Raw genomic sequence first — 17858 nt, 5'->3', positions numbered from 1 at the left:
CGGCGCCCTGCCCGCTCATCCCCAGAGCGCGCCCCTGCGGTCGTCGACGCGGCGCGCCTTGTGCGTGGCGCGCGGCAGCGTCTCCGGCGCCAGCAGCCGGACCTCGGCCGAGACGCCGCTGGCGCTCTTCAGCGCATGGGCGAAGCGCCCGGCCAGGCCCGGCGCGTCGCCGGCGAGACCCGGCGCGGTCTCGACTTCCACCGTCAGCCGGTCCAGGTGCTGCACACGTTCGACGACCAGGCGGTACTCGCCGTTGAACTCGGCGAAACGCCGCACGACGGCCTCGACGTCGCTGGGGAACAGGTTGACGCCCTTGACGATCAGCATGTCGTCGAGCCGGCCGTGCACGCCCAGCAGGCGCGCGCTGGTGCGGCCGCAGCGGCAGGGTTCGGTGGTGAACGAGACGATGTCGCCGGTGCGAAAGCGGATCATCGGCCGGGCGCGCTTGGTGAGCGTGGTCAGCACCAGCTCGCCGCGTTCGCCCTCGTGCACCGGCTCGCCGGCCGCGTCGAGCACCTCCCAGTGGATGTGGTCCTCAGCCCAGTGCAGCCCGTCCTGCCGCTCGCACATGCCGGCGCAGGAGCCGAAGATGTCCGACAGGCCGTAGTAGTCGTAGACCTTGGCGCCCCACAGCGCCTCGATGCGCTGGCGCGTCTGCGGGATCGAGCCGCCGGGCTCGCCGGCGACGAAGAGCCGCCGCACCTGCAGGTCGCGGCGCGGGTCCAGGCCCTGCTTCAGCGCCGTCTCGCCGAGATACCAGGCGTAGGACGGCGTCGTCCACAGCGCCGTCAGGCGGAACTGCTGCGCGATCTGCAGCAGGCGTTCGGACGGCAGCGTGCCGGCGTGCACGCTCAAGGCGCCCAGGCGCTGCGCGCCGAGCACGCAAGGCCCGCCGACGAACAGCGACAGGTTCAGCGCGTGGCCGTAGCGGTCGTCGGGCCGCAGCCCGGAGGACCAGAACTGGCGCGCCTCGTAATCGATCCAGTCGTCGAAGTCCTCGGCGGTGAACGGCGAGGCGGTCGGCACGCCGGTCGAGCCGCTGGAGGCGCAGACGTAGACCACGTCGCGCTCGGGCACGGCGAGGATGTCGCCCAGCGGCGGCACCGCCAGTTGGCGGTCGCGCAGCGTGCGTTTGTCCAGCGTCGGGAAACGCCGCAGGTCGTCCAGCGTGCGCAGGTCCTCGGGGCCCACGCCAGCGGCGGCGAAGGCGGCGCGGTAATACGGCGAGCCCTCGGCGGCGTGGCGCAGGTGGCGGCGCAGGCGGTCGAGCTTCAGCGCGTCCCAGTCGGCACGCGACTGGGTCTCCAGTGCCGGCGCCCAGAAGCGGCGCGCGCTGCCGATCTCGGCCAGCACGGCACTCATGCAAGTCTCGCCACGGCCCGCGGCGCCGTCACGCGCCCGGCCAGCAGTTCGTCCAGCAGCGGCAGCGTCGGCGCGCCGGCGCCGGTGGGCAACGCCTCCCAGCCCTGGGCGCGCGAGAAGAAACGCAGCGCCTCGAAGTCGGCCAGGCGGCCGCCGTCGAAGCGGTGGGCCAGCCCCGCCGGCACGGCGATCCAGTCGCCGGCGCTGCACAGCACGGCCAGTCCGCCCGCCGGCAGGCGCACGTGGAACAGGCCGCGGCCGTTGACGAACACACGCAGCTCCAGGTCGGCGTGCGTGTGCTCCTCGAGGAAACGCGTGCGCTGCGCCGGCCAGGCCGGGTCGCCCGGACGCACGGTGACGCGGTCCTCGTGCACGATGCCGTAGTGCCGGCGCAGCGCATCCAGCGCCGCGTGGTGGCCCGAATCGGCGTCGGGCTCGATCTCCACGCGCCCGGCGTCCACCCCCAGCCGCGCCAGCAGCGCCACGCTGGCGGCCGTGCCGCGGGCGTGCTGCGTCACGACGCCGTCTTCATCAAACTGCCAGACCTGCATCGCTCGCCCCTCACTGCAGGAAGGACGGGCGGGCATAACCGGCGAAGTTCTTGTCCAGCACCTGCTTGAAATACGGCGTCTTGAAGGCCTCGGCGATGTCGTGCGCCCAGGGTGTGGCGGCGTCGGCGCGCTTGACCGCGGCGACGAGCAGGTAGTAGTCGGGCGTCTTTTCCAGCGCCACCGCTTCGGTCAGCTTCAGCCCCGAGGAGATCGCGAAGTTGCCGTTGATGACGGCGAAGTCGGTGTCGTCCAGCGCGCGCGGCAGCTGCGCGGCCTCCAGCGGCACGAGCTGGATCTTCTTCGGGTTGGCGACGATGTCCTTCTCGGTGACGCGCAGCGGGTCGACGCCGGGCTTGACCGTCAGCAGCTTGTGCTGCTCCAGGAAGACCAGCGAGCGCGCGAGGTTGGTCGGGTCGTTGGGCAGCGCGATGCGCGCGCCTTCGCGCACGTCGGCCACGGTCTTGAACTTGCGCGAGTACAGGCCCAGCGGCGCGATCGGGCCCTGCACGATGTCGACGATGTCGAGCTTCTGGTCGGCGGCGAACTTCTTCAGGTAGATGATGTGCTGGAAGAAGTTGGCGTCGAGCGCGCCGTCGGCCAGCGCCTTGTTCGGCTGCACGTAGTCGTTGAACTCGACGAGCTTCACCTTGTAGCCCTTCTGCTCGAGCTGCGGCTTGATGCCGAGCTTCAGCACGTCGAGGTTGGAGCCGGCGGTGGCGCCGATGACGAGCTCCTTCTTCTGCTGCGCCTGGGCCTGGGAGGCGAGCGTCGCGGCGCCGAGGACGGCGGCCAGGGCGACGGCGGTGGACAGCAGCGAACGGCGCGAGAACGACATGGGACGGGTTCCTTGTGATCGGAGAGGACGGGGAAGTCAGCGTTTGTCCAGGCGGCGCGCGAGCGCGTTGCCGCCGAACTGGATGAGCTGCACGAGCACGACGAGGATCGCGACGGTGAACACCATCACGTCGGTCTGGAAGCGGTAGTAGCCGTAGCGGATCGCGAGGTCGCCGATGCCGCCGCCGCCGACGACGCCGGCCACCGCCGAGTACGACAGGAAGCTGATCGCCAGCACCGTCAGCGCCAGCACCAGCCCCGAACGCGCCTCGACGACGAGCACACGCCAGACGATCTGCAGCTCCGAGGCGCCCATCGCGTGCGCCGCCTCGACCACGCCGCGCGGCACCTCGCGCAGCGTCTGCTCGACGAGGCGGGCGAAGTACGGGATCGCCGCGAAGGACAGCGGCACCGCCGCCGCCAGCGGCCCGATCGAGGTGCCGGCGATGACGCGTGTCACCGGCACCAGCGCCACCAGCAGGATGATGAACGGGAAGGAGCGCACCAGGTTCACGACCCAGCTGACGACGCCGTAGACCGGCGCCGAGGCCAGCGGCTGGCCCGGGCCGAGCAGGAACAGCCAGACGCCCAGCGGGCCGCCGACGATCAGCGCCGAGCCCAGGCCGATGGCCAGCATCAGCGCGGTCTGGCCGACCGCCGTCCAGAGTTCGGGCAGCAGCGCGACGATGTTCTCAGGCATGGGCGGGCTCCGGTTCTTCGGCCACGGCCTCGTCGCCTTCGGCATCGAGTTCGGGCGGGTGGTCGACCAGACGCTGCAGCGCCCGGCCCAGCGAGGTGCGGCGGCGCACGCCGTGTTCGGACAGCGCGAACTGCTCGGCGACCGCACCGCGTTCGACGACCGCGACGTGGCGGCACAGCGAGCGCACGACCTCCAGCTCGTGGGTGACGATGACGATCGTCACGCCCAGCCGGGCGTTGATGTCGGCCAGCGTGCGCAGCACCTGGCGCGTGGTGTCGGCGTCCAGCGCCGAGGTCGGCTCGTCGCACAGCAGCACCGACGGATGCGGCGCCAGCGCACGCGCGATCGCCACCCGCTGCTTCTGGCCGCCGGACAGCTGCGCCGGGTGGCTGTCGCGCTTGTCGGTCAGGCCGACGATGGCCAGGCACTCGGCGACGCGTTCGGCGACTTCGGCACGCGAGCGCCGGCCGTGCAGGCGCAGCGGGAAGGCGACGTTGTCGAAGACGGTCGCGTTCTGCAGCAGGTTGAACTGCTGGAAGATCATGCCGATGGACTGGCGCGCCAGGCGCAGCTCGCGCTTGCCGAGCTCGGTCAGCACGCGGCCGTCGACCTCGACGCGGCCGCGGTCGGGCGTCTCCAGCAGGTTGATCAGGCGCAGCAGCGTCGACTTGCCGGCGCCGCTGGCGCCGACGATGCCGAAGACGTCGCCGCGGCGCACCTGCAGCGAGACCTCGTGCACGGCGTCGAAGACCTCGCCGCCGGGCAGGCGGAAACGTTTGCTGAGGCCGTCGAGCCGGATCAGCGGCGGTGCGGCGGGAAGTTCCTGGACGGGCATGGAGACGGCGGAAGGAAAAACGTCTCATGAGTTTCTCCAGCGGTCCCGGCGCCTGGAACGAAGGAAACCGAGTTTGGTTCTTCGCCCTCCGGGAAAACCACGGCCGCCGCGGTAGGCCGCTACTACCGTGCGCCATCGGCTCGTGGCGAAGATGAAGCCCATCCCAACGAACCCAGGAGACCCGGGCGATGAGCAAGATCCTGATGCTGTGCGGCGACTTCGGCGAGGACTACGAGGTCATGGTGCCGTTCCAGGCGCTGCAGGCCGTGGGCCACACGGTGCACGCGGTGGCGCCCGACAAGAAACGCGGCGAGTACGTGATGACCGCGATCCACGACTTCGAGGGCCAGCAGACCTACAGCGAGAAGCCCGGCCACCGCTTCACGCTCAACGCCGCCTTCGCCGAGGTCGACCCGGCGGCGTACGACGCGCTGGTGATCCCCGGCGGCCGCGCGCCCGAGTACCTGCGCATGAACTCGCGTGTCGTCGAGATCACGCGCCACTTCCTCGCGGCCGACAAGCCGGTGGCCTCGATCTGCCACGGCGCGCAGCTGCTGGCCGCCACCGGGCTGATCAAGGGCCGGCGTGTCAGCGCCTACCCGGCCTGCCAGGTCGAGGTGGAGCTGGCCGGCGCCGAGTACATGGGCATCGCGATCGACGGCGCGGTCACCGACGGCAAGCTCGTCACCGCCCCGGCCTGGCCGGCGCACCCCGCCTGGATCGGTCAGTTCCTGGCCGTGCTGGGCACGCGCATCAGCCTGTAGCATCGTCCTGCAACGCCCAGGGAGACGCCCATGTGCCGGATCTTCGTCAGCGCCGACCCCGCCAGCTACGAGAGCCGCACGCGCTCGGTGCGGCTGCACGGCGTCGTCACCAGCGTGCGGCTGGAGAACCTGCACTGGGCGGTGCTCGAGGAGATCGCCGCGCGCGACGGCCTGAGCGTCGCCCAGCTGATCGAGACGCTGTACGACGAACTGGTGGCCGAACGCGGCGCGGTCGGCAACTTCGCGTCCTTCCTGCGCGTCTGCGCGCTGCGCTACGAGAACCTGATCGCCCAGGGCCTGATCCCGCGCGACGCCTCGGTGCCGATCCGCTCGCTGGACGCCGAGCGAGTGCTCGGCGCACAGCCGCGGCCGGTGGCCGCCTGGCGCGGGCAGCGCTCGCTGAGCTGAGCAAGGCGGGCGCGACAATCCGGCGCCCGCCGCTTGCCCCGCCCGATGCCCACGCTCGCCCAGCTGCTCGCCTTCCTCGCCGCCGCCGTGCTGATCACGGCCACGCCCGGCCCCGACAACCTGATGGTGCTGAGCACCGGCATGTCGCGCGGGCGGCGGCGCGGCATCGCCTTCGGGCTGGGCTGCGCGCTCGGCTGCCTGAGCCACACGGCGCTGGCCGTGCTGGGCGTCAGCGCCCTGGTCGCGGCCTCGCCGGTCGCCTTCACGGCGCTGAAGTGGATCGGCGGCGGCTACCTCGTCTGGTTGGGGCTGCGTGCGCTGCGCAGCCGCGGCGGTGCGCTGTCGGGCGCCACCGGCGCTGGCGACGAGAGCGCGGGCACGCTGTTCCGCCGCGGCCTGCTGGCCAACGCGGTGAACCCCAAGGTCGTGCTGTTCTTCCTGTCCTTCCTGCCGCAGTTCGTCGTGCCGGAACAGGGGCCGGTGGCGCTGCAGCTCGGTGTGCTGGGTCTCGTGTTCACCGCCCAGGCGGCGCTGATCTTCGCGCTGCTCGGCGCCTTCGCCGGCAGCATCGGCGCCTGGCTGAACCGCCGCCCCGGCGCCGGCGCCTGGCTGGACCGTGTGGCCGGCGTCGTCTTCATCGGACTGGGGCTGCGCATCATCACCAGCCGCTGAGACGCGGCCTCAGCAGCAGCGCGACTTGCAGCCGCATCCGGCGGCGGCAGCCGGCTCGGCCGTCGGCGCTTGCGCCGTCAGCGGCTTGGTGGCGCGCACGAAACCGCTGGCGAACAGGCCGTCGACCTGGCGCGCCAGCGCCTGGGCGTCGGCCACCTGGCCCGACAGCAGCGTCAGCGCGTCCTCGGCGCCGTAGACACGCGTGACCTCGATCGCCGCGTGCTCGAAACCGGCCGCGCGCAGCCGCGCGAGGTAGTCGCTGTCGCGCAGCGCGCCGGCCACGCAGCCGGCCCACAGCGTGCGGTCGGCCCGGATCGCCGCCGGCACCTCGCCGCGCACGACGATGTCGCTGACGGCGAAACGCCCGCCCGGCTTGAGCACGCGGAAGGCCTCGCGCAGCACGCGGTCCTTGTCGGCCGACAGGTTGATGACGCAGTTGGAGATGATCACGTCCACCGTGTCGTCGGGCAGCGGGATGTTCTCGATCTCGCCGCGCAGGAAGAAGACGTTGCGCAGCCCGCTCTTGCTCTTGTTCTGCTCGGCCAGCGCGAGCATCTCGCGCGTCATGTCCAGGCCGAAGGCCATGCCGGTCGGGCCGACACGGCGCGCCGACAGCAGCACGTCGATGCCTCCGCCCGAACCCAGGTCGAGCACCGTCTCGCCGGCGTGCAACTCGGCCAGCGCGGTCGGGTTGCCGCAGCCCAGCGAGGCCAGCACCGCGGTGTCGGGCAGCTCGCCGGTCTGCACGCTGTCGTACAGGCCCGAGGAGATCGGGTCGGCGGCCGCGCTGGCAATGCCGCAGCAGGGGTTGGCCTCGCCTTGCGCCACGCGCGTGGCGGCGTCGCCGTAGTGGCGGCGCACGAAATCCTTGACGTCGGTTTCGCTGTTCATCGTTCTTCCTTCACCCGGACACGCCGTTGTCACGGCCATACATCTATACTTCCACAACTTTAGAAATATAGGAAGCACCGATGTCAGAACACGACGCAGGCGCCACCACCACGATGAACGAGAAGGACGCCGTCGCCGCGCTGGCGGCGCTGGCCCAGGAAGCGCGGCTGCGCATCTTCCGCGCGCTGGTCGGCGCGGCGCCGGTCGGCATGACGCCATCGGCGCTGTCGGCGATGCTCGACATCCCGTCGTCGACGCTGTCCTTCCACCTGAAAGAGCTGATCCACGCCGGGCTCGTCAGCGCCGAGCGCGACGGCCGCAGCCTGATCTACCGCCCCGAGATGGCGCGCATGGACACGCTGCTGGGCTACCTCACCGACCACTGCTGCCAGGCCAGCGGCTGCACGCCGCGCACCACGCGCCGCGGCGCGCGCTGCTGAGCGGCGGCTTCTTTACGAGGCACCCGATGGAACCGACGACCTACAACGTCCTGTTCGTCTGCACCGGCAACTCGGCGCGTTCGATCCTCGCCGAGGCGCTGATGAACCGGCTCGGCGAAGGGCGCTTTCGCGCCTTCTCCGCCGGCAGCCATCCCAAGGGCAAGCTGCACCCGCTGACGCTGAAGACACTCGCCGCGCAGGGCCTGCCGGTCGACGGCTGTCGCAGCAAGAGCTGGGAGGAGTTCGCACGCCTCGGTTCGCCCGAGCTGCACTTCGTCTTCACCGTCTGCGACCAGGCCGCCGGCGAGGTCTGCCCGGTCTGGCCGGGCCAGCCGGTCACGGCGCACTGGGGCATGCCGGACCCGGCCGCCGCGCCCGAGGCACAGCGTGAACAGGCCTTCGTCGACACCTTCGTCACGATGAAGCGGCGCATCCAGCTGATGCTGGCGCTGCCGCTGGCCAGCCTGGACCGCGTCGCGCTGAAGGCGCGCGTCGCCGACATCGGAAAGCACTGACATGACCGTCCACGTCCTGATCCTCTGCACCCACAACTCGGCGCGCAGCGTGCTCGCCGAGGGCATGCTGAACCACCTCGCGGCCCGGCTCGGCGCCGACGTGCAGGCCCACAGCGCCGGCAGCGCGCCCAGCGGGCGCATCAATCCGTTCGCGCTGGAAGCGCTGGCCAACGCCGGCATCAACACCTCAGCGTTCCGCAGCAAGAGCTGGGACGAGTTCAGCGCCGACGGCGCGCCGCCGCTGGACATCGTCATCACCGTCTGCGACAGCGCCGCGGCCGAGGCCTGCCCGGTCTTCTTCGGCGCCCGCGGCCAGCCGGTCAAGGTGCACTGGGGCTACCCCGACCCGTCGAACGCCGATGGCGGCGACGAAGGCAAACGCCGGGCTTTCGAGCTGACGCGCCAGGCGATCGGCTACCGCATGCTGCAGCTGCTGCTGGCGCTGCCGGTGGCGGGCGGCGACCGCGCCTCGCTGCAGGCCGCACTCGCCGAGATCGGCCGGAGCTGACGCGATGACCACCGCCACCTTGCCCGCCCCCGCGCCGATGAGCCTGTTCGAGCGCTGGCTGACGCTCTGGGTCGCGCTGTGCATCGCCGCCGGCATCGCGTTGGGGCAGTTGTTCCCGGGGCCGTTCCAGGCCATCGGCCGGCTCGAGTTCGCCCGCGTCAACCTGCCGGTCGGGCTGCTGATCTGGGTGATGATCATCCCGATGCTGCTGAAGGTCGACTTCGGCGCGCTGCACCAGGTGCGCCGGCACTGGCGCGGCATCGGCGTCACGCTGTTCGTCAACTGGGCCGTCAAGCCCTTCTCGATGGCGCTGCTGGCCTGGATCTTCATCCGCCAGGTCTTCGCGCCCTGGCTGCCGGCAGAGCAGCTCGACAGTTATGTCGCCGGCCTGATCCTGCTCGCCGCGGCACCGTGCACGGCGATGGTCTTCGTCTGGAGCCGGCTGACCAACGGCGACCCGCTGTTCACGCTGAGCCAGGTGGCGCTGAACGACACGATCATGGTCTTCGCCTTCGCGCCCATCGTCGCGCTGCTGCTGGGGCTGTCGGCGATCACCGTGCCCTGGGACACGCTGCTGACCTCGGTCGTGCTCTACATCGTGATCCCGGTGGCGCTGGCGCAGGCCTGGCGCCGCGCGCTGCTGCGCCGCGGCCCGCAGGCGCTGGACGCGACGCTCGCCCGCATCGGCCCGTGGTCGATCACGGCGCTGCTGGCGACGCTGGTGCTGCTCTTCGCCTTCCAGGGCGAGGCCATCCTGGCGCAGCCGGCGGTGATCGCGATGCTGGCGGTGCCGATCCTGATCCAGGTGTTCTTCAACTCGGGACTCGCCTACTGGCTGAACCGCCGCGCCGGCGAGAGCCACGCGGTGGCCTGCCCTTCGGCGCTGATCGGCGCCAGCAACTTCTTCGAGCTGGCGGTGGCCGCGGCGATCAGCCTGTTCGGCTTCCAGTCGGGCGCGGCGCTGGCCACCGTCGTCGGCGTGCTGATCGAGGTGCCGGTGATGCTGCTGGTGGTGCGCTGGGTCAACCGCAGCAAGCCCTGGTACGAAGCCGGGCTGCGGCGCGGCTGACTCAGCGCGCCTCGATCGCCTCGGGCGGGGTGTAGGCGCGCCGCGCCGCGTGCACGTCCTGGTGGTGCGCCTTGGCCCAGTCCAGCAGGCCGTGCATCGGCTGCAGGAACGAGGTGCCGAGCGCGGTCAGCGCGTAGTCGACCCGCGGCGGCACCGTCGGGTAGACGGTGCGGCTGACCAGGCCGTCCTGCTCCAGCCGGCGCAGCGTCTGCGCCAGCATGCGCTGCGAGATGTCGGCGATGCGCGACTTCAGCACCGAGAAGCGCAGCGTTCCGCCCTCCTCCAGCGTGAACAGCACCAGCATGCTCCAGCGGTCGCCCAGACGTTCCAGCACGTCGCGGATCGGGCAGCGGTCGGCATCGGGATCCTTGGACTTGTGAAGCGACATCGAGAACTCCGCGGGGCTGGGGTCGGTAACACCGAGGTCACCAAGTGACCTTCGGCTCCCTTCTTGTGGAGCCGGCGCCCGATGATGGATCATTTCGGCACCAACACGCAAGTTGAGAGTTGGTTCCTTTTAAATACTTTTGATCCGGGTGTCCCGCCCGCCTTCAACGGAGTCTCCTATGTCCAAGCTTCTCGTCACCGGCGCCTCGGGCCACTTCGGCCAACGTGTGCTGCAGCACCTGCTCGACACGCTGCAGGTCGAACCGGCGCGCATCGTCGCCGCCTCGCGCCAGCCCGAACGCCTGGCCGCCTTCGCCGCGCGCGGCGTGGCCACGCGCCGCGCCGACTTCGACGACGCCGCGTCGCTGGCGGGCGCCTTCGCCGGCATCGCCCGCGCGCTGATCGTCAGCACCGACGCGCTGGACCGCCCCGGCAAGCGCCTGGAGCAGCACCGCGCCGCCGTTGCCGCCGCCGAACAGGCCGGCGTCGCCCACCTCGTCTACACCTCGATGCCCGGGCCGCACGACTCGCTGATCACCTTCGCACCCGACCACGCCGGCACCGAAGACGCCCTGGCCGCCAGCCGCGTGCCGGGCTGGACCATCCTGCGCAACCACTGGTACTTCGACAACCTGTTCCATTCGCTGCCGGCGGTGCTGGCCAACGGCGGCCAGTGGTTCAGCGCGGCGGGTGACGGCAAGGTCGCCAACCTCTCGCGCGACGACCTGGCGCTGGCCGCGGCCACCGCGCTGGCCGGCAGCCACCAGGGCCGCGAGGTCTACACGCTGAGCGGCGAGGAAGCGCTGACGACCGCCGAGCAGGCCGAACGCGTCGGGCGTGCGATCGGCCGGCCGCTGACGGTGGTGCCGGTGGCGGTGGCCGACCTGGAGCGCGGCATGGTCGCTGCCGGCCTGCCCGAGCCGGTGGCGCGGGCCTACGCCTCGTTCGACGCCAACACCGCCGCCGGCCACGTCGGCACGGTGACCGGCGACTTCCGCCGCCTCGTCGGCCGCGCGCCGCAGAGCTTCGACGCCTGGCTGGCCGAAAACGCCGCGGCACTGCGCGGCTGAGCCCGCGCCACGCCGGCTAGCATCGTCGTCCCGAACCCGACGGAGACGAACGATGGCTGAAGACTCGCTGCGCGTGGCGGTGATGGGCGCCGGCGCCGTGGGCTGCTACTTCGGCGGCATGCTGGCGCGCGCCGGCCACGAGGTGGTGCTGATCGGCCGCCCGGCGCACGTGCAGGCGATCGGGGCCGAGGGCCTGCGGCTGCAGACGCGCGCCTTCGACGAACGTGTGCAGGTCGCCGCCAGCGCCGACGTCGCCGCGGTGGCCGGCGCCTCGCTGGTGCTGTTCTGCGTGAAGTCCACCGACACCGAGGCCGCGGCCGCGTCGATGCGGCCGCACCTGGCGCCCGGCACGCTGGTGCTGAGCCTGCAGAACGGCGTCGACAACGCCGAGCGCCTGCGCACGCTGCTGCCGCAGCCGGTACGTGCCGCGGTGGTCTACGTCGCCACCGAGATGGCCGGCCCGGGCCACGTGCTGCACCACGGCCGCGGCGAGCTGCTGGTCGAGCCCGGCCGCGGCGGCGACGCCTGGGCCGAAGCCTTCCGCGCCGCCGGCGTGCCGGTGCAGGTGTCGGACGACGCGCGCCAGGCGCTGTGGGTCAAGCTGATCCTGAACTGCGCCTACAACGCGCTGTCGGCGATCGGCCAGGCGCCCTACGGCCGGCTGGTCGCCACCGACGGCGTGCCCGAGCTGATGCGCGAGGTGGTGCGCGAGTGCGTCGCCGTCGCCGCCGCCGACGGCGTCGAGATCCCGGCCGACATCGAGGCCACGGTGTTCGCGCTGGCGCCGTCGATGCCGGGGCAGCGCTCGTCGACGGCGCAGGACCTGGCGCGCGGCAAACACACCGAGATCGAGCACCTGAACGGCTACGTCGTGCGCTGCGGCCAGCGCCACGGCATCGCGACGCCGATGAACGCCACGCTGCGCACGCTGGTGCGGCTGATCGAGAGCGGGCGCACGCCGGCCGCTTCTTGACGCCTTCTTGATGCCGCCGCCCGCAGTCTTGCGACCGTCTTGACGGCCGCTGCGGGAGCATCCCTCCGACATTGAACGGAGGGGTCCATGGACCTGTTGTACCTCGTGACCGGGGCCGCGCTGTGGGCGCTGGCCTGGGCGCTGGCGCGCGGCTGCGCGCGACTCGAACGACTCCGGGGGCGGGCATGAACGCCTGGCTCTGTGCTGCGGCGGCACTGGCCGCCGGGCTGCTCGTCTACCTCGTCGCCGCGCTGCTGCGGCCGGAGGACTTCTCGTGAGCGGCGCCTGGTTGCAACTGGCCGTCTTCCTGCTCGTGCTGTTCGCCGCGGCCTGGCCGCTGGGGCGGGCGATCGAGGCGGTGATGGACGGCCGCTTCGCCCTCGGCCGGCGCGTCGAGGCGCCGCTGTTCCGCCTGGCCGGCGTCGACCCCGCCGAGGACCAGCCCTGGACGCGTTACGCGCTCGGGCTGCTGGTCTTCAACGGCCTGGGGCTGCTGGCCGTCTACGCGCTGCAGCGCCTGCAGCCGATGCTGCCGCTGAACCCGCAGGACTGGCCGGCGGTCGCGCCCGACTCGGCGCTGAACACCGCGGTGAGCTTCGTCACCAACACCAACTGGCAGGGTTACGGCGGCGAGACGACGATGAGCCGGCTGACCCAGATGCTGGGCCTGGCGGTGCAGAACTTCCTGTCGGCGGCCACCGGCATCGCCGTCGCGGTGGCGCTGGCGCGCGGCTTCGCGCGCCGCACGGCCAGCGGCATCGGCAACGTCTGGGCCGACCTGACGCGTGCGACGCTGTGGATCCTGCTGCCGCTGTCGCTGCTGGCGGCGCTGTTCTTCGTCTCGCAGGGCGTGGTGCAGACCTTCGCCGCCGACACCACGCTTGTCACCGCCGAGGGCCGGCAGCAGACGCTGGCGCTGGGCCCGGTGGCCTCGCAGCTGGCGATCAAGCTGCTGGGCACCAACGGCGGCGGCTACTTCAACGCCAACTCGGCGCACCCGTTCGAGAACCCGACGGCGCTGGCCAACGCGGTGCAGATGCTGGCCATCCTGCTGATCCCGGCGGCGCTGTGCTTCAGCTTCGGGCGCATCGTCGGCGACGCGCGCCAGGGCTGGGCGCTGCTCGGCGCGATGACGCTGCTCTTCGTCGTCGCCGTCGTCGCCGTGACCCAGGCCGAATACGCCGGCAACCCGCTGCTGCCGCCGCTGGGCGTGGACACCCTGCCCTCGGCGCTCCAGGCCGGCGGCAGCATGGAAGGCAAGGAAGTGCGCTTCGGCCTGGACGCCAGCGCGCTGTTCGCCGCGGTGACCACCGCCGCCAGCTGCGGCGCGGTCAACACGATGCACGACAGCCTGACGCCGCTGGGCGGCGCCGTGCCGCTGGTGCTGATGCAGCTCGGCGAGGTCGTCTTCGGCGGCGTCGGCTCGGGGCTGTACGGGATGCTGGTCTTCGCGCTGCTGGCGGTGTTCATCGCCGGGCTGATGATCGGCCGCACGCCCGAGTACCTGGGCAAGAAGATCGAGGCCCACGAGATGAAGCTGGTCTCGATCGCGATCCTGGTGACGCCGCTGCTGGTGCTCGGCGGCACCGCGCTGGCGGTCAGCGTCGAGCCCGGCCGCGCCGGCATCCTGAACCCCGGCGCGCACGGCTTCAGCGAGGTGCTGTACGCGCTGACGTCCGCCGCCAACAACAACGGCAGCGCCTTCGCCGGGCTGTCGGCCAACACGCCCTTCTACAACCTGATGCTGGCCGTGGCGATGTGGCTGGGCCGCTTCGGCGTGATCGTGCCGGTGCTGGCGCTGGCCGGCGCGCTGGCGGCCAAGCCGCGGCTGGCCGTCACGCGCGGCACGCTGCCGACGCACGGCGCGCTGTTCGTCGCGCTGCTGGTCGGCATCGTGCTGCTGGTCGGCCTGCTGAACTACGTGCCCGCGCTGGCGCTCGGCCCGGTGGCCGAGCACCTGGCGCTGTGGGCGCGATGAGGAATCCGATGTCCCGCACCTCCCTGCCCCTGTTCGACCCGGCGCTGCTGCGCCCGGCGCTGGTCGACGCGCTGCGCAAGCTCGACCCGCGGGCCCAATGGCGCAACCCGGTGATGGCCGTGGTCTACGTCGGCAGCGCCTTCACCACCGCGCTGGCCGCCGCGCGGCCCAGCCTGTTCGCCGTCGGCGTCGCCGCCTGGCTGTGGTTCACCGTGCTCTTCGCCAACCTCGCCGAGGCCCTGGCCGAAGGCCGCAGCAAGGCCCAGGCGGCGGCGCTGCGCGGCCTGAAGAAGAAGACCTGGGCCAAGAAGCTGGAGCCCGGCAGCGCGCGCCACGAACGCAGCGCGATGCAATGGCACCCGGTCGAGGCCGAGACGCTGCGCAAGGGCGACGTCGTGCTCGTCGAGGCCGGCGACACGATGCCCGCCGACGGCGAGGTCGTCGACGGCGTCGCCTCGGTCGACGAGAGCGCGATCACCGGCGAGTCGGCACCCGTCATACGCGAGTCCGGCGGCGACTTCTCGGCCGTCACCGGCGGCACCCGCGTGCTGTCGGACTGGATCGTCGTGCGGGTCAGCGCCGACCCGGGCGAGACCTTCGTCGACCGCATGATCGCGATGGTCGAGAACGCGCGCCGCGGCAAGACGCCCAACGAGATCGCGCTGACCATCCTGCTGGTCGCGCTGACCATCGTCTTCCTCGGCGTCGTCGCGACGCTGCTGCCGTTCTCGCGTTTCGCCGTCGACGCTGCCGGCGCCGGCGAGCCGGTCGACCTGGTGATGCTGGTGGCGCTGCTGGTGTGCCTGATCCCGACGACGATCGCCGGGCTGCTGTCGGCGATCGGCGTCGCCGGCATGAGCCGGCTGCTGCGCGCCAACGTCATCGCCACCTCGGGCCGCGCGGTCGAGGCCGCCGGCGACGTCGACGTGCTGCTGCTCGACAAGACCGGCACGATCACGCTGGGCAACCGCCAGGCCGCGGCCTTCCTGCCGGCGGCCGGCGTCGGCGAGGCCGAGCTGGCCGACGCGGCGCAGCTCGCGTCGCTGGCCGACACCACGCCCGAAGGCCGCAGCATCGTCGTGCTCGCCAAGCGCCACGGCCTGCGCGAACGCGAGCTGGCGGCGCTCGACGCGGTCTTCGTGCCGTTCTCGGCGCAGACGCGCATGAGCGGCGTCGACCTGCCGGCCGGGCGCACGCTGCGCAAGGGCGCCGCCGACGCGCTGGCGCGCCATGTGCGCTCGCTGGGCGGCGAGTTCCCGGCCGGGCTGCAGCAGCTCGTCGACGAGGTCGCGCGCCGCGGCAGCACGCCGCTGGTGGTGGCCGACGGCGCGCGTGTGCTCGGCGTCGTCGAGCTCAAGGACGTCGTCAAGGGCGGCATCCGCGAGCGTTTCGCCGAGCTGCGCCGCATGGGCATCACGACGGTCATGGTCACCGGCGACAACCGCCTGACGGCCGCGGCCATCGCCGCCGAGGCCGGCGTCGACGACGTGCTCGCCGAAGCCACGCCCGAGGCCAAGCTGAAGCTGATCCGCGAGCACCAGGCCGCCGGCCGGCTGGTGGCGATGACCGGCGACGGCACCAACGACGCGCCCGCGCTGGCCCAGGCCGACGTCGCCGTGGCGATGAACACCGGCACCCAGGCCGCCAAGGAGGCCGGCAACATGGTCGACCTCGACAGCAACCCGACCAAGCTGATCGAGATCGTCGAGACCGGCAAGCAGCTGCTGATGACGCGCGGCGCGCTGACCACCTTCAGCGTCGCCAACGACGTCGCCAAGTACTTCGCCATCGTGCCGGCGGCCTTCGTCGGCACCTATCCGCAGCTGGCGGCACTGAACGTCATGCAGCTCGCCAGCCCGGCCTCGGCGGTGCTGTCGGCGGTGATCTTCAACGCGCTGGTCATCGTCGGGCTGATCCCGCTGGCGCTGCGCGGCGTGGCCTACCGCCCGGTGGGCGCGGCCGCGCTGCTGCGCCGCAACCTGGCCGTCTACGGCATGGGCGGTGTCGTCGTGCCCTTCGTGGGCATCAAGCTGATCGACCTGGGCCTGGCGGCCACGGGTCTGTTCTGAGGTGCTCGTCATGAACTCCATGCTCCGTCCCGCGCTCGTGCTGTTCGCCGCGCTGTCGCTGGTCACCGGCCTGGCCTACCCGCTGGTGGTGACCGGCGTCGCCCGGCTCGCCTTCCCCTGGCAGGCCGAAGGCAGCCGGCTCGAACACGAGGGCCGCGTCGTCGGCTCGGCGCTGATCGGCCAGTCCTTCACCGACCCCGGCCACTTCTGGAGCCGGCCGTCGGCCACCTCGCCAATGCCCTACAACGCCGCCAACTCGGCCGGCTCCAACCTCGGGCCCTCGAACCCGGCGCTGGCCGACGCGGTGCGCGCACGCGTCGCCGCGCTGCGCGCCGCCGACCCCGGCAACGACGCGCCGGTGCCGGTGGACCTGGTCACCGCCTCGGCCAGCGGGCTGGACCCGGACATCAGCCGCGCCGCCGCCGAGTACCAGGCGGCGCGCGTGGCGCGCGTGCGCGGCCTGCCCGAGGCGCGGGTGCGCGAGCTCGTCGCGCGCCAGGTCGAGGAGCCGTCCTTCGGCCTCGGCGAGGCGCGTGTCAACGTGCTGAAGCTGAACCTGGCGCTGGACGAGCTGGCGCGCGCGGGGCGCAGATGAGCGCGCTGGGCGAAGTGCTGCTGGCGCTGGCGGCCGTGCTGCTGCCGCTGGCCGGCGCCGCCGCCTGGCTGCGCCGCGAGCAACGGCGAGCACGCGAGCGGCGTGGGAAGATCGCCGGCCGATGAACGAGCCGTCCCGTCCCGATCCGGACTCCCTGCTGCGCGACGTGCAGCAGGACGAGGCCCGCGAGCGCCGCGGCCGGCTGAAGATCTTCTTCGGCGCCAGCGCCGGCGTCGGCAAGACCTGGGCGATGCTGGCCGCCGCACGCGACGCGCTGGCCCACGGCGTGCCGCTGACCGTCGGCCTGGTCGAGACCCACTCGCGGCGCGACACCGCGGCGATGGCCGAGGGCCTGCCGCAGCTGCCGCGCAAGCGCTGTACTTACCGCGGCCGCGAGCTGGAGGAGTTCGACCTCGACGCCGCGCTGGCCTTCGGCGCCACGCACGAGGACGCGCTGGTGCTCGTCGACGAGCTGGCGCACAGCAACGTCGCCGGTTCGCGCCACCCCAAGCGCTGGCAGGACGTCGAGGAGCTGCTGGCCGCCGGCGTCGACGTCTGGACGACGATGAACGTCCAGCACCTGGAGAGCCTGAACGACGTCGTCGGCGGCATCACCGGCATCCGCGTGCGCGAGACCGTGCCCGACCGCGTCTTCGACGAGGCCGACGAGGTCGTCGTCGTCGACCTGCCGCCCGACGAGCTGCTGGCGCGGCTGAAGGCCGGCAAGGTCTACCTGCCGCCGCAGGCCGAACGCGCCGCGACGAACTTCTTCCGCAAAGGCAACCTGCTGGCGCTGCGCGAGCTGGCGCTGCGCCGCACCGCCGACCGCGTCGACGGCGAGATGCTCGCCTGGCGGCGCCGCAACCGCGTCGAGACCGTCTGGCCCAACCGCGAGGCGCTGCTGGCCGCTGTCGCGCCGGGCGGGCACGGCGAGACCGTGGTGCGCCGCTGCGCCCGGCTGGCCGCCCAGCTGGACCTGCCCTGGCACGCGGTGATGGTCGAGACCCCGGCGCTGCAGCGCCGGGGGCCCGAGGCGCGGCGCGAGGCGCTGCAGCAACTCAAGCTCGCCGAGTCGCTGGGCGCGACGACCGCCACGCCCTCGGCGCCCGACGCCGCCGACGGCCTGGTGCGCTACGCGCGAGAGCACAACCTGTCGCGCCTGGTGCTGGGCCGCGGCCGCCGGCGGCTGCCCTGGCGGCGGCCGACCGTCGAACGTGTCGCCGCGCTGGCCGGCGAG

At 72.4% G+C, this 17858-nt stretch carries 22 protein-coding genes; 15 read left to right on the top strand and 7 right to left on the bottom strand.

The annotated features are described in order from the left end of the window. Positions 1-15: 15 nt before the first annotated feature. From RBXJA2T_RS04875 to RBXJA2T_RS04855, 5 genes are read right to left on the bottom strand one after another with little or no spacing between them, the layout of a single operon-like run. Positions 16-1362: a phenylacetate--CoA ligase family protein gene (locus RBXJA2T_RS04875; RefSeq protein WP_009856214.1), complete on the bottom strand. Its 1347-nt coding sequence runs from the start codon at positions 1360-1362 to the stop codon at positions 16-18. Then, positions 1359-1913, bottom strand: a complete 555-nt coding sequence (locus RBXJA2T_RS04870; RefSeq protein WP_009856213.1) for a 1,2-dihydroxy-3-keto-5-methylthiopentene dioxygenase — start codon at positions 1911-1913, stop codon at positions 1359-1361. Before RBXJA2T_RS04870 ends, RBXJA2T_RS04875 begins: the two co-directional genes overlap by 4 nt. A gap of 10 nt (positions 1914-1923) precedes the next feature. Beyond that, a complete protein-coding gene (locus tag RBXJA2T_RS04865; RefSeq protein ID WP_009856212.1) occupies positions 1924-2748 on the bottom strand; it encodes a MetQ/NlpA family ABC transporter substrate-binding protein in 825 nt (274 codons plus the stop codon). 36 nt (positions 2749-2784) lie between these two features. Next, positions 2785-3447 (bottom strand): methionine ABC transporter permease, encoded by a 663-nt coding sequence (locus tag RBXJA2T_RS04860; RefSeq protein WP_009856211.1) that lies wholly within the window; start codon positions 3445-3447, stop codon positions 2785-2787. Then, on the bottom strand, positions 3440-4282 hold the full coding sequence (locus tag RBXJA2T_RS04855; protein WP_009856210.1) for a methionine ABC transporter ATP-binding protein: 843 nt from the start codon (positions 4280-4282) through the stop codon (positions 3440-3442). The genes RBXJA2T_RS04860 and RBXJA2T_RS04855 overlap by 8 nt, the downstream gene beginning before the upstream one ends. A gap of 188 nt (positions 4283-4470) precedes the next feature. On the opposite strand from RBXJA2T_RS04855, the gene RBXJA2T_RS04850 reads away from it, so the two are divergent. Genes RBXJA2T_RS04850 through RBXJA2T_RS04840 form a run of 3 tightly spaced genes read left to right on the top strand, consistent with a single transcriptional unit; the run spans position 4471 to position 6126 of the window. Beyond that, a complete protein-coding gene (locus RBXJA2T_RS04850) occupies positions 4471-5046 on the top strand; it encodes a DJ-1/PfpI family protein (RefSeq protein ID WP_009856209.1) in 576 nt (191 codons plus the stop codon). Between the two features lie 30 nt (positions 5047-5076). Beyond that, positions 5077-5454, top strand: a complete 378-nt coding sequence (locus tag RBXJA2T_RS04845; RefSeq protein WP_009856208.1) for a ribbon-helix-helix domain-containing protein — start codon at positions 5077-5079, stop codon at positions 5452-5454. 45 nt (positions 5455-5499) lie between these two features. Continuing rightward, positions 5500-6126: a LysE family translocator gene (locus RBXJA2T_RS04840; RefSeq protein WP_009856207.1), complete on the top strand. Its 627-nt coding sequence runs from the start codon at positions 5500-5502 to the stop codon at positions 6124-6126. Positions 6127-6135: 9 nt separating this feature from the next. Here RBXJA2T_RS04840 and RBXJA2T_RS04835 read toward each other — a convergent pair whose 3' ends face one another. Continuing rightward, entirely contained in the window at positions 6136-7017 is an 882-nt protein-coding gene (locus RBXJA2T_RS04835; protein WP_009856206.1) for an arsenite methyltransferase, read from the bottom strand. A gap of 113 nt (positions 7018-7130) precedes the next feature. Between RBXJA2T_RS04835 and RBXJA2T_RS04830 the strand changes: the two genes are divergently transcribed. From RBXJA2T_RS04830 to arsB, 4 genes are read left to right on the top strand one after another with little or no spacing between them, the layout of a single operon-like run. Beyond that, positions 7131-7457 (top strand): ArsR/SmtB family transcription factor, encoded by a 327-nt coding sequence (locus tag RBXJA2T_RS04830; protein WP_009856205.1) that lies wholly within the window; start codon positions 7131-7133, stop codon positions 7455-7457. A gap of 26 nt (positions 7458-7483) precedes the next feature. Further along, positions 7484-7972, top strand: a complete 489-nt coding sequence (locus RBXJA2T_RS04825; protein WP_009856204.1) for an arsenate reductase ArsC — start codon at positions 7484-7486, stop codon at positions 7970-7972. A 1-nt stretch (position 7973) separates the two neighbouring features. Beyond that, positions 7974-8480, top strand: a complete 507-nt coding sequence (locus RBXJA2T_RS04820) for an arsenate reductase ArsC (protein WP_009856203.1) — start codon at positions 7974-7976, stop codon at positions 8478-8480. Between the two features lie 4 nt (positions 8481-8484). Next, complete coding sequence (arsB, locus tag RBXJA2T_RS04815; RefSeq protein WP_009856202.1) at positions 8485-9549, top strand: ACR3 family arsenite efflux transporter; 1065 nt, start codon at positions 8485-8487, stop codon at positions 9547-9549. Position 9550: 1 nt separating this feature from the next. Here arsB and RBXJA2T_RS04810 read toward each other — a convergent pair whose 3' ends face one another. Further along, on the bottom strand, positions 9551-9937 hold the full coding sequence (locus tag RBXJA2T_RS04810; protein ID WP_009856201.1) for a winged helix-turn-helix transcriptional regulator: 387 nt from the start codon (positions 9935-9937) through the stop codon (positions 9551-9553). A 178-nt stretch (positions 9938-10115) separates the two neighbouring features. On the opposite strand from RBXJA2T_RS04810, the gene RBXJA2T_RS04805 reads away from it, so the two are divergent. The 8 genes from RBXJA2T_RS04805 to RBXJA2T_RS04775 form a co-directional block, all read left to right on the top strand. Further along, complete coding sequence (locus RBXJA2T_RS04805; protein WP_009856200.1) at positions 10116-11006, top strand: SDR family oxidoreductase; 891 nt, start codon at positions 10116-10118, stop codon at positions 11004-11006. Positions 11007-11058: 52 nt separating this feature from the next. Continuing rightward, the gene (locus tag RBXJA2T_RS04800; RefSeq protein WP_009856199.1) at positions 11059-11979 is read left to right on the top strand and encodes a ketopantoate reductase family protein; all 921 of its coding nucleotides are present in this window, start codon (positions 11059-11061) and stop codon (positions 11977-11979) included. Positions 11980-12164: 185 nt separating this feature from the next. Next, positions 12165-12257 carry a K(+)-transporting ATPase subunit F gene (gene kdpF / locus RBXJA2T_RS04795; RefSeq protein WP_009856198.1) on the top strand — a complete coding sequence of 31 codons (93 nt, stop codon included), beginning with the start codon at positions 12165-12167 and terminating at the stop codon, positions 12255-12257. Then, complete coding sequence (gene kdpA / locus RBXJA2T_RS04790; RefSeq protein WP_009856197.1) at positions 12254-13957, top strand: potassium-transporting ATPase subunit KdpA; 1704 nt, start codon at positions 12254-12256, stop codon at positions 13955-13957. Before kdpF ends, kdpA begins: the two co-directional genes overlap by 4 nt. An 8-nt stretch (positions 13958-13965) precedes the next feature. Beyond that, positions 13966-16026, top strand: a complete 2061-nt coding sequence (kdpB, locus tag RBXJA2T_RS04785; protein WP_009856196.1) for a potassium-transporting ATPase subunit KdpB — start codon at positions 13966-13968, stop codon at positions 16024-16026. A 10-nt stretch (positions 16027-16036) separates the two neighbouring features. Next, positions 16037-16621, top strand: coding sequence for a potassium-transporting ATPase subunit KdpC (gene kdpC, locus RBXJA2T_RS04780; protein ID WP_029718895.1), 585 nt, complete (start codon positions 16037-16039; stop codon positions 16619-16621). Then, positions 16618-16746 (top strand): hypothetical protein, encoded by a 129-nt coding sequence (locus RBXJA2T_RS20845; RefSeq protein WP_009856194.1) that lies wholly within the window; start codon positions 16618-16620, stop codon positions 16744-16746. The genes kdpC and RBXJA2T_RS20845 overlap by 4 nt, the downstream gene beginning before the upstream one ends. Then, a partial coding sequence (locus RBXJA2T_RS04775; RefSeq protein WP_009856193.1) for a KdpD family sensor histidine kinase occupies positions 16743-17858 on the top strand: 1116 nt, incomplete at its 3' end. The genes RBXJA2T_RS20845 and RBXJA2T_RS04775, both read left to right, overlap by 4 nt.

This window comes from Rubrivivax benzoatilyticus JA2 = ATCC BAA-35 (assembly GCF_000190375.1).
GTDB lineage: Bacteria > Pseudomonadota > Gammaproteobacteria > Burkholderiales > Burkholderiaceae_C > Rubrivivax > Rubrivivax benzoatilyticus.
The sequence above is the reverse complement of the archived record's forward strand: the minus strand, read 5'-3'. Positions and strand labels throughout refer to the sequence as shown.

Excerpts from the sequence above, each read along its gene's own strand:
- kdpC (WP_029718895.1), top strand. The coding sequence starts at position 16,037 with ATGAACTCCATGCTCCGTCCCGCGCTCGTGCTGTTCGCCGCGCTGTCG.
- RBXJA2T_RS04835 (WP_009856206.1), bottom strand. The coding sequence starts at position 7,017 with ATGAACAGCGAAACCGACGTCAAGGATTTCGTGCGCCGCCACTACGGC.
- RBXJA2T_RS04825 (WP_009856204.1), top strand. The coding sequence starts at position 7,484 with ATGGAACCGACGACCTACAACGTCCTGTTCGTCTGCACCGGCAACTCG.
- arsB (WP_009856202.1), top strand. The coding sequence starts at position 8,485 with ATGACCACCGCCACCTTGCCCGCCCCCGCGCCGATGAGCCTGTTCGAG.
- RBXJA2T_RS04845 (WP_009856208.1), top strand. The coding sequence starts at position 5,077 with ATGTGCCGGATCTTCGTCAGCGCCGACCCCGCCAGCTACGAGAGCCGC.
- RBXJA2T_RS04810 (WP_009856201.1), bottom strand. The coding sequence starts at position 9,937 with ATGTCGCTTCACAAGTCCAAGGATCCCGATGCCGACCGCTGCCCGATC.
- kdpB (WP_009856196.1), top strand. The coding sequence starts at position 13,966 with ATGTCCCGCACCTCCCTGCCCCTGTTCGACCCGGCGCTGCTGCGCCCG.
- RBXJA2T_RS04875 (WP_009856214.1), bottom strand. The coding sequence starts at position 1,362 with ATGAGTGCCGTGCTGGCCGAGATCGGCAGCGCGCGCCGCTTCTGGGCG.
- RBXJA2T_RS04805 (WP_009856200.1), top strand. The coding sequence starts at position 10,116 with ATGTCCAAGCTTCTCGTCACCGGCGCCTCGGGCCACTTCGGCCAACGT.
- RBXJA2T_RS04840 (WP_009856207.1), top strand. The coding sequence starts at position 5,500 with ATGCCCACGCTCGCCCAGCTGCTCGCCTTCCTCGCCGCCGCCGTGCTG.
- kdpF (WP_009856198.1), top strand. The coding sequence starts at position 12,165 with ATGAACGCCTGGCTCTGTGCTGCGGCGGCACTGGCCGCCGGGCTGCTC.
- RBXJA2T_RS04860 (WP_009856211.1), bottom strand. The coding sequence starts at position 3,447 with ATGCCTGAGAACATCGTCGCGCTGCTGCCCGAACTCTGGACGGCGGTC.
- RBXJA2T_RS20845 (WP_009856194.1), top strand. The coding sequence starts at position 16,618 with ATGAGCGCGCTGGGCGAAGTGCTGCTGGCGCTGGCGGCCGTGCTGCTG.
- RBXJA2T_RS04820 (WP_009856203.1), top strand. The coding sequence starts at position 7,974 with ATGACCGTCCACGTCCTGATCCTCTGCACCCACAACTCGGCGCGCAGC.
- RBXJA2T_RS04855 (WP_009856210.1), bottom strand. The coding sequence starts at position 4,282 with ATGCCCGTCCAGGAACTTCCCGCCGCACCGCCGCTGATCCGGCTCGAC.
- RBXJA2T_RS04870 (WP_009856213.1), bottom strand. The coding sequence starts at position 1,913 with ATGCAGGTCTGGCAGTTTGATGAAGACGGCGTCGTGACGCAGCACGCC.
- RBXJA2T_RS04850 (WP_009856209.1), top strand. The coding sequence starts at position 4,471 with ATGAGCAAGATCCTGATGCTGTGCGGCGACTTCGGCGAGGACTACGAG.
- RBXJA2T_RS04865 (WP_009856212.1), bottom strand. The coding sequence starts at position 2,748 with ATGTCGTTCTCGCGCCGTTCGCTGCTGTCCACCGCCGTCGCCCTGGCC.
- RBXJA2T_RS04830 (WP_009856205.1), top strand. The coding sequence starts at position 7,131 with ATGAACGAGAAGGACGCCGTCGCCGCGCTGGCGGCGCTGGCCCAGGAA.
- RBXJA2T_RS04800 (WP_009856199.1), top strand. The coding sequence starts at position 11,059 with ATGGCTGAAGACTCGCTGCGCGTGGCGGTGATGGGCGCCGGCGCCGTG.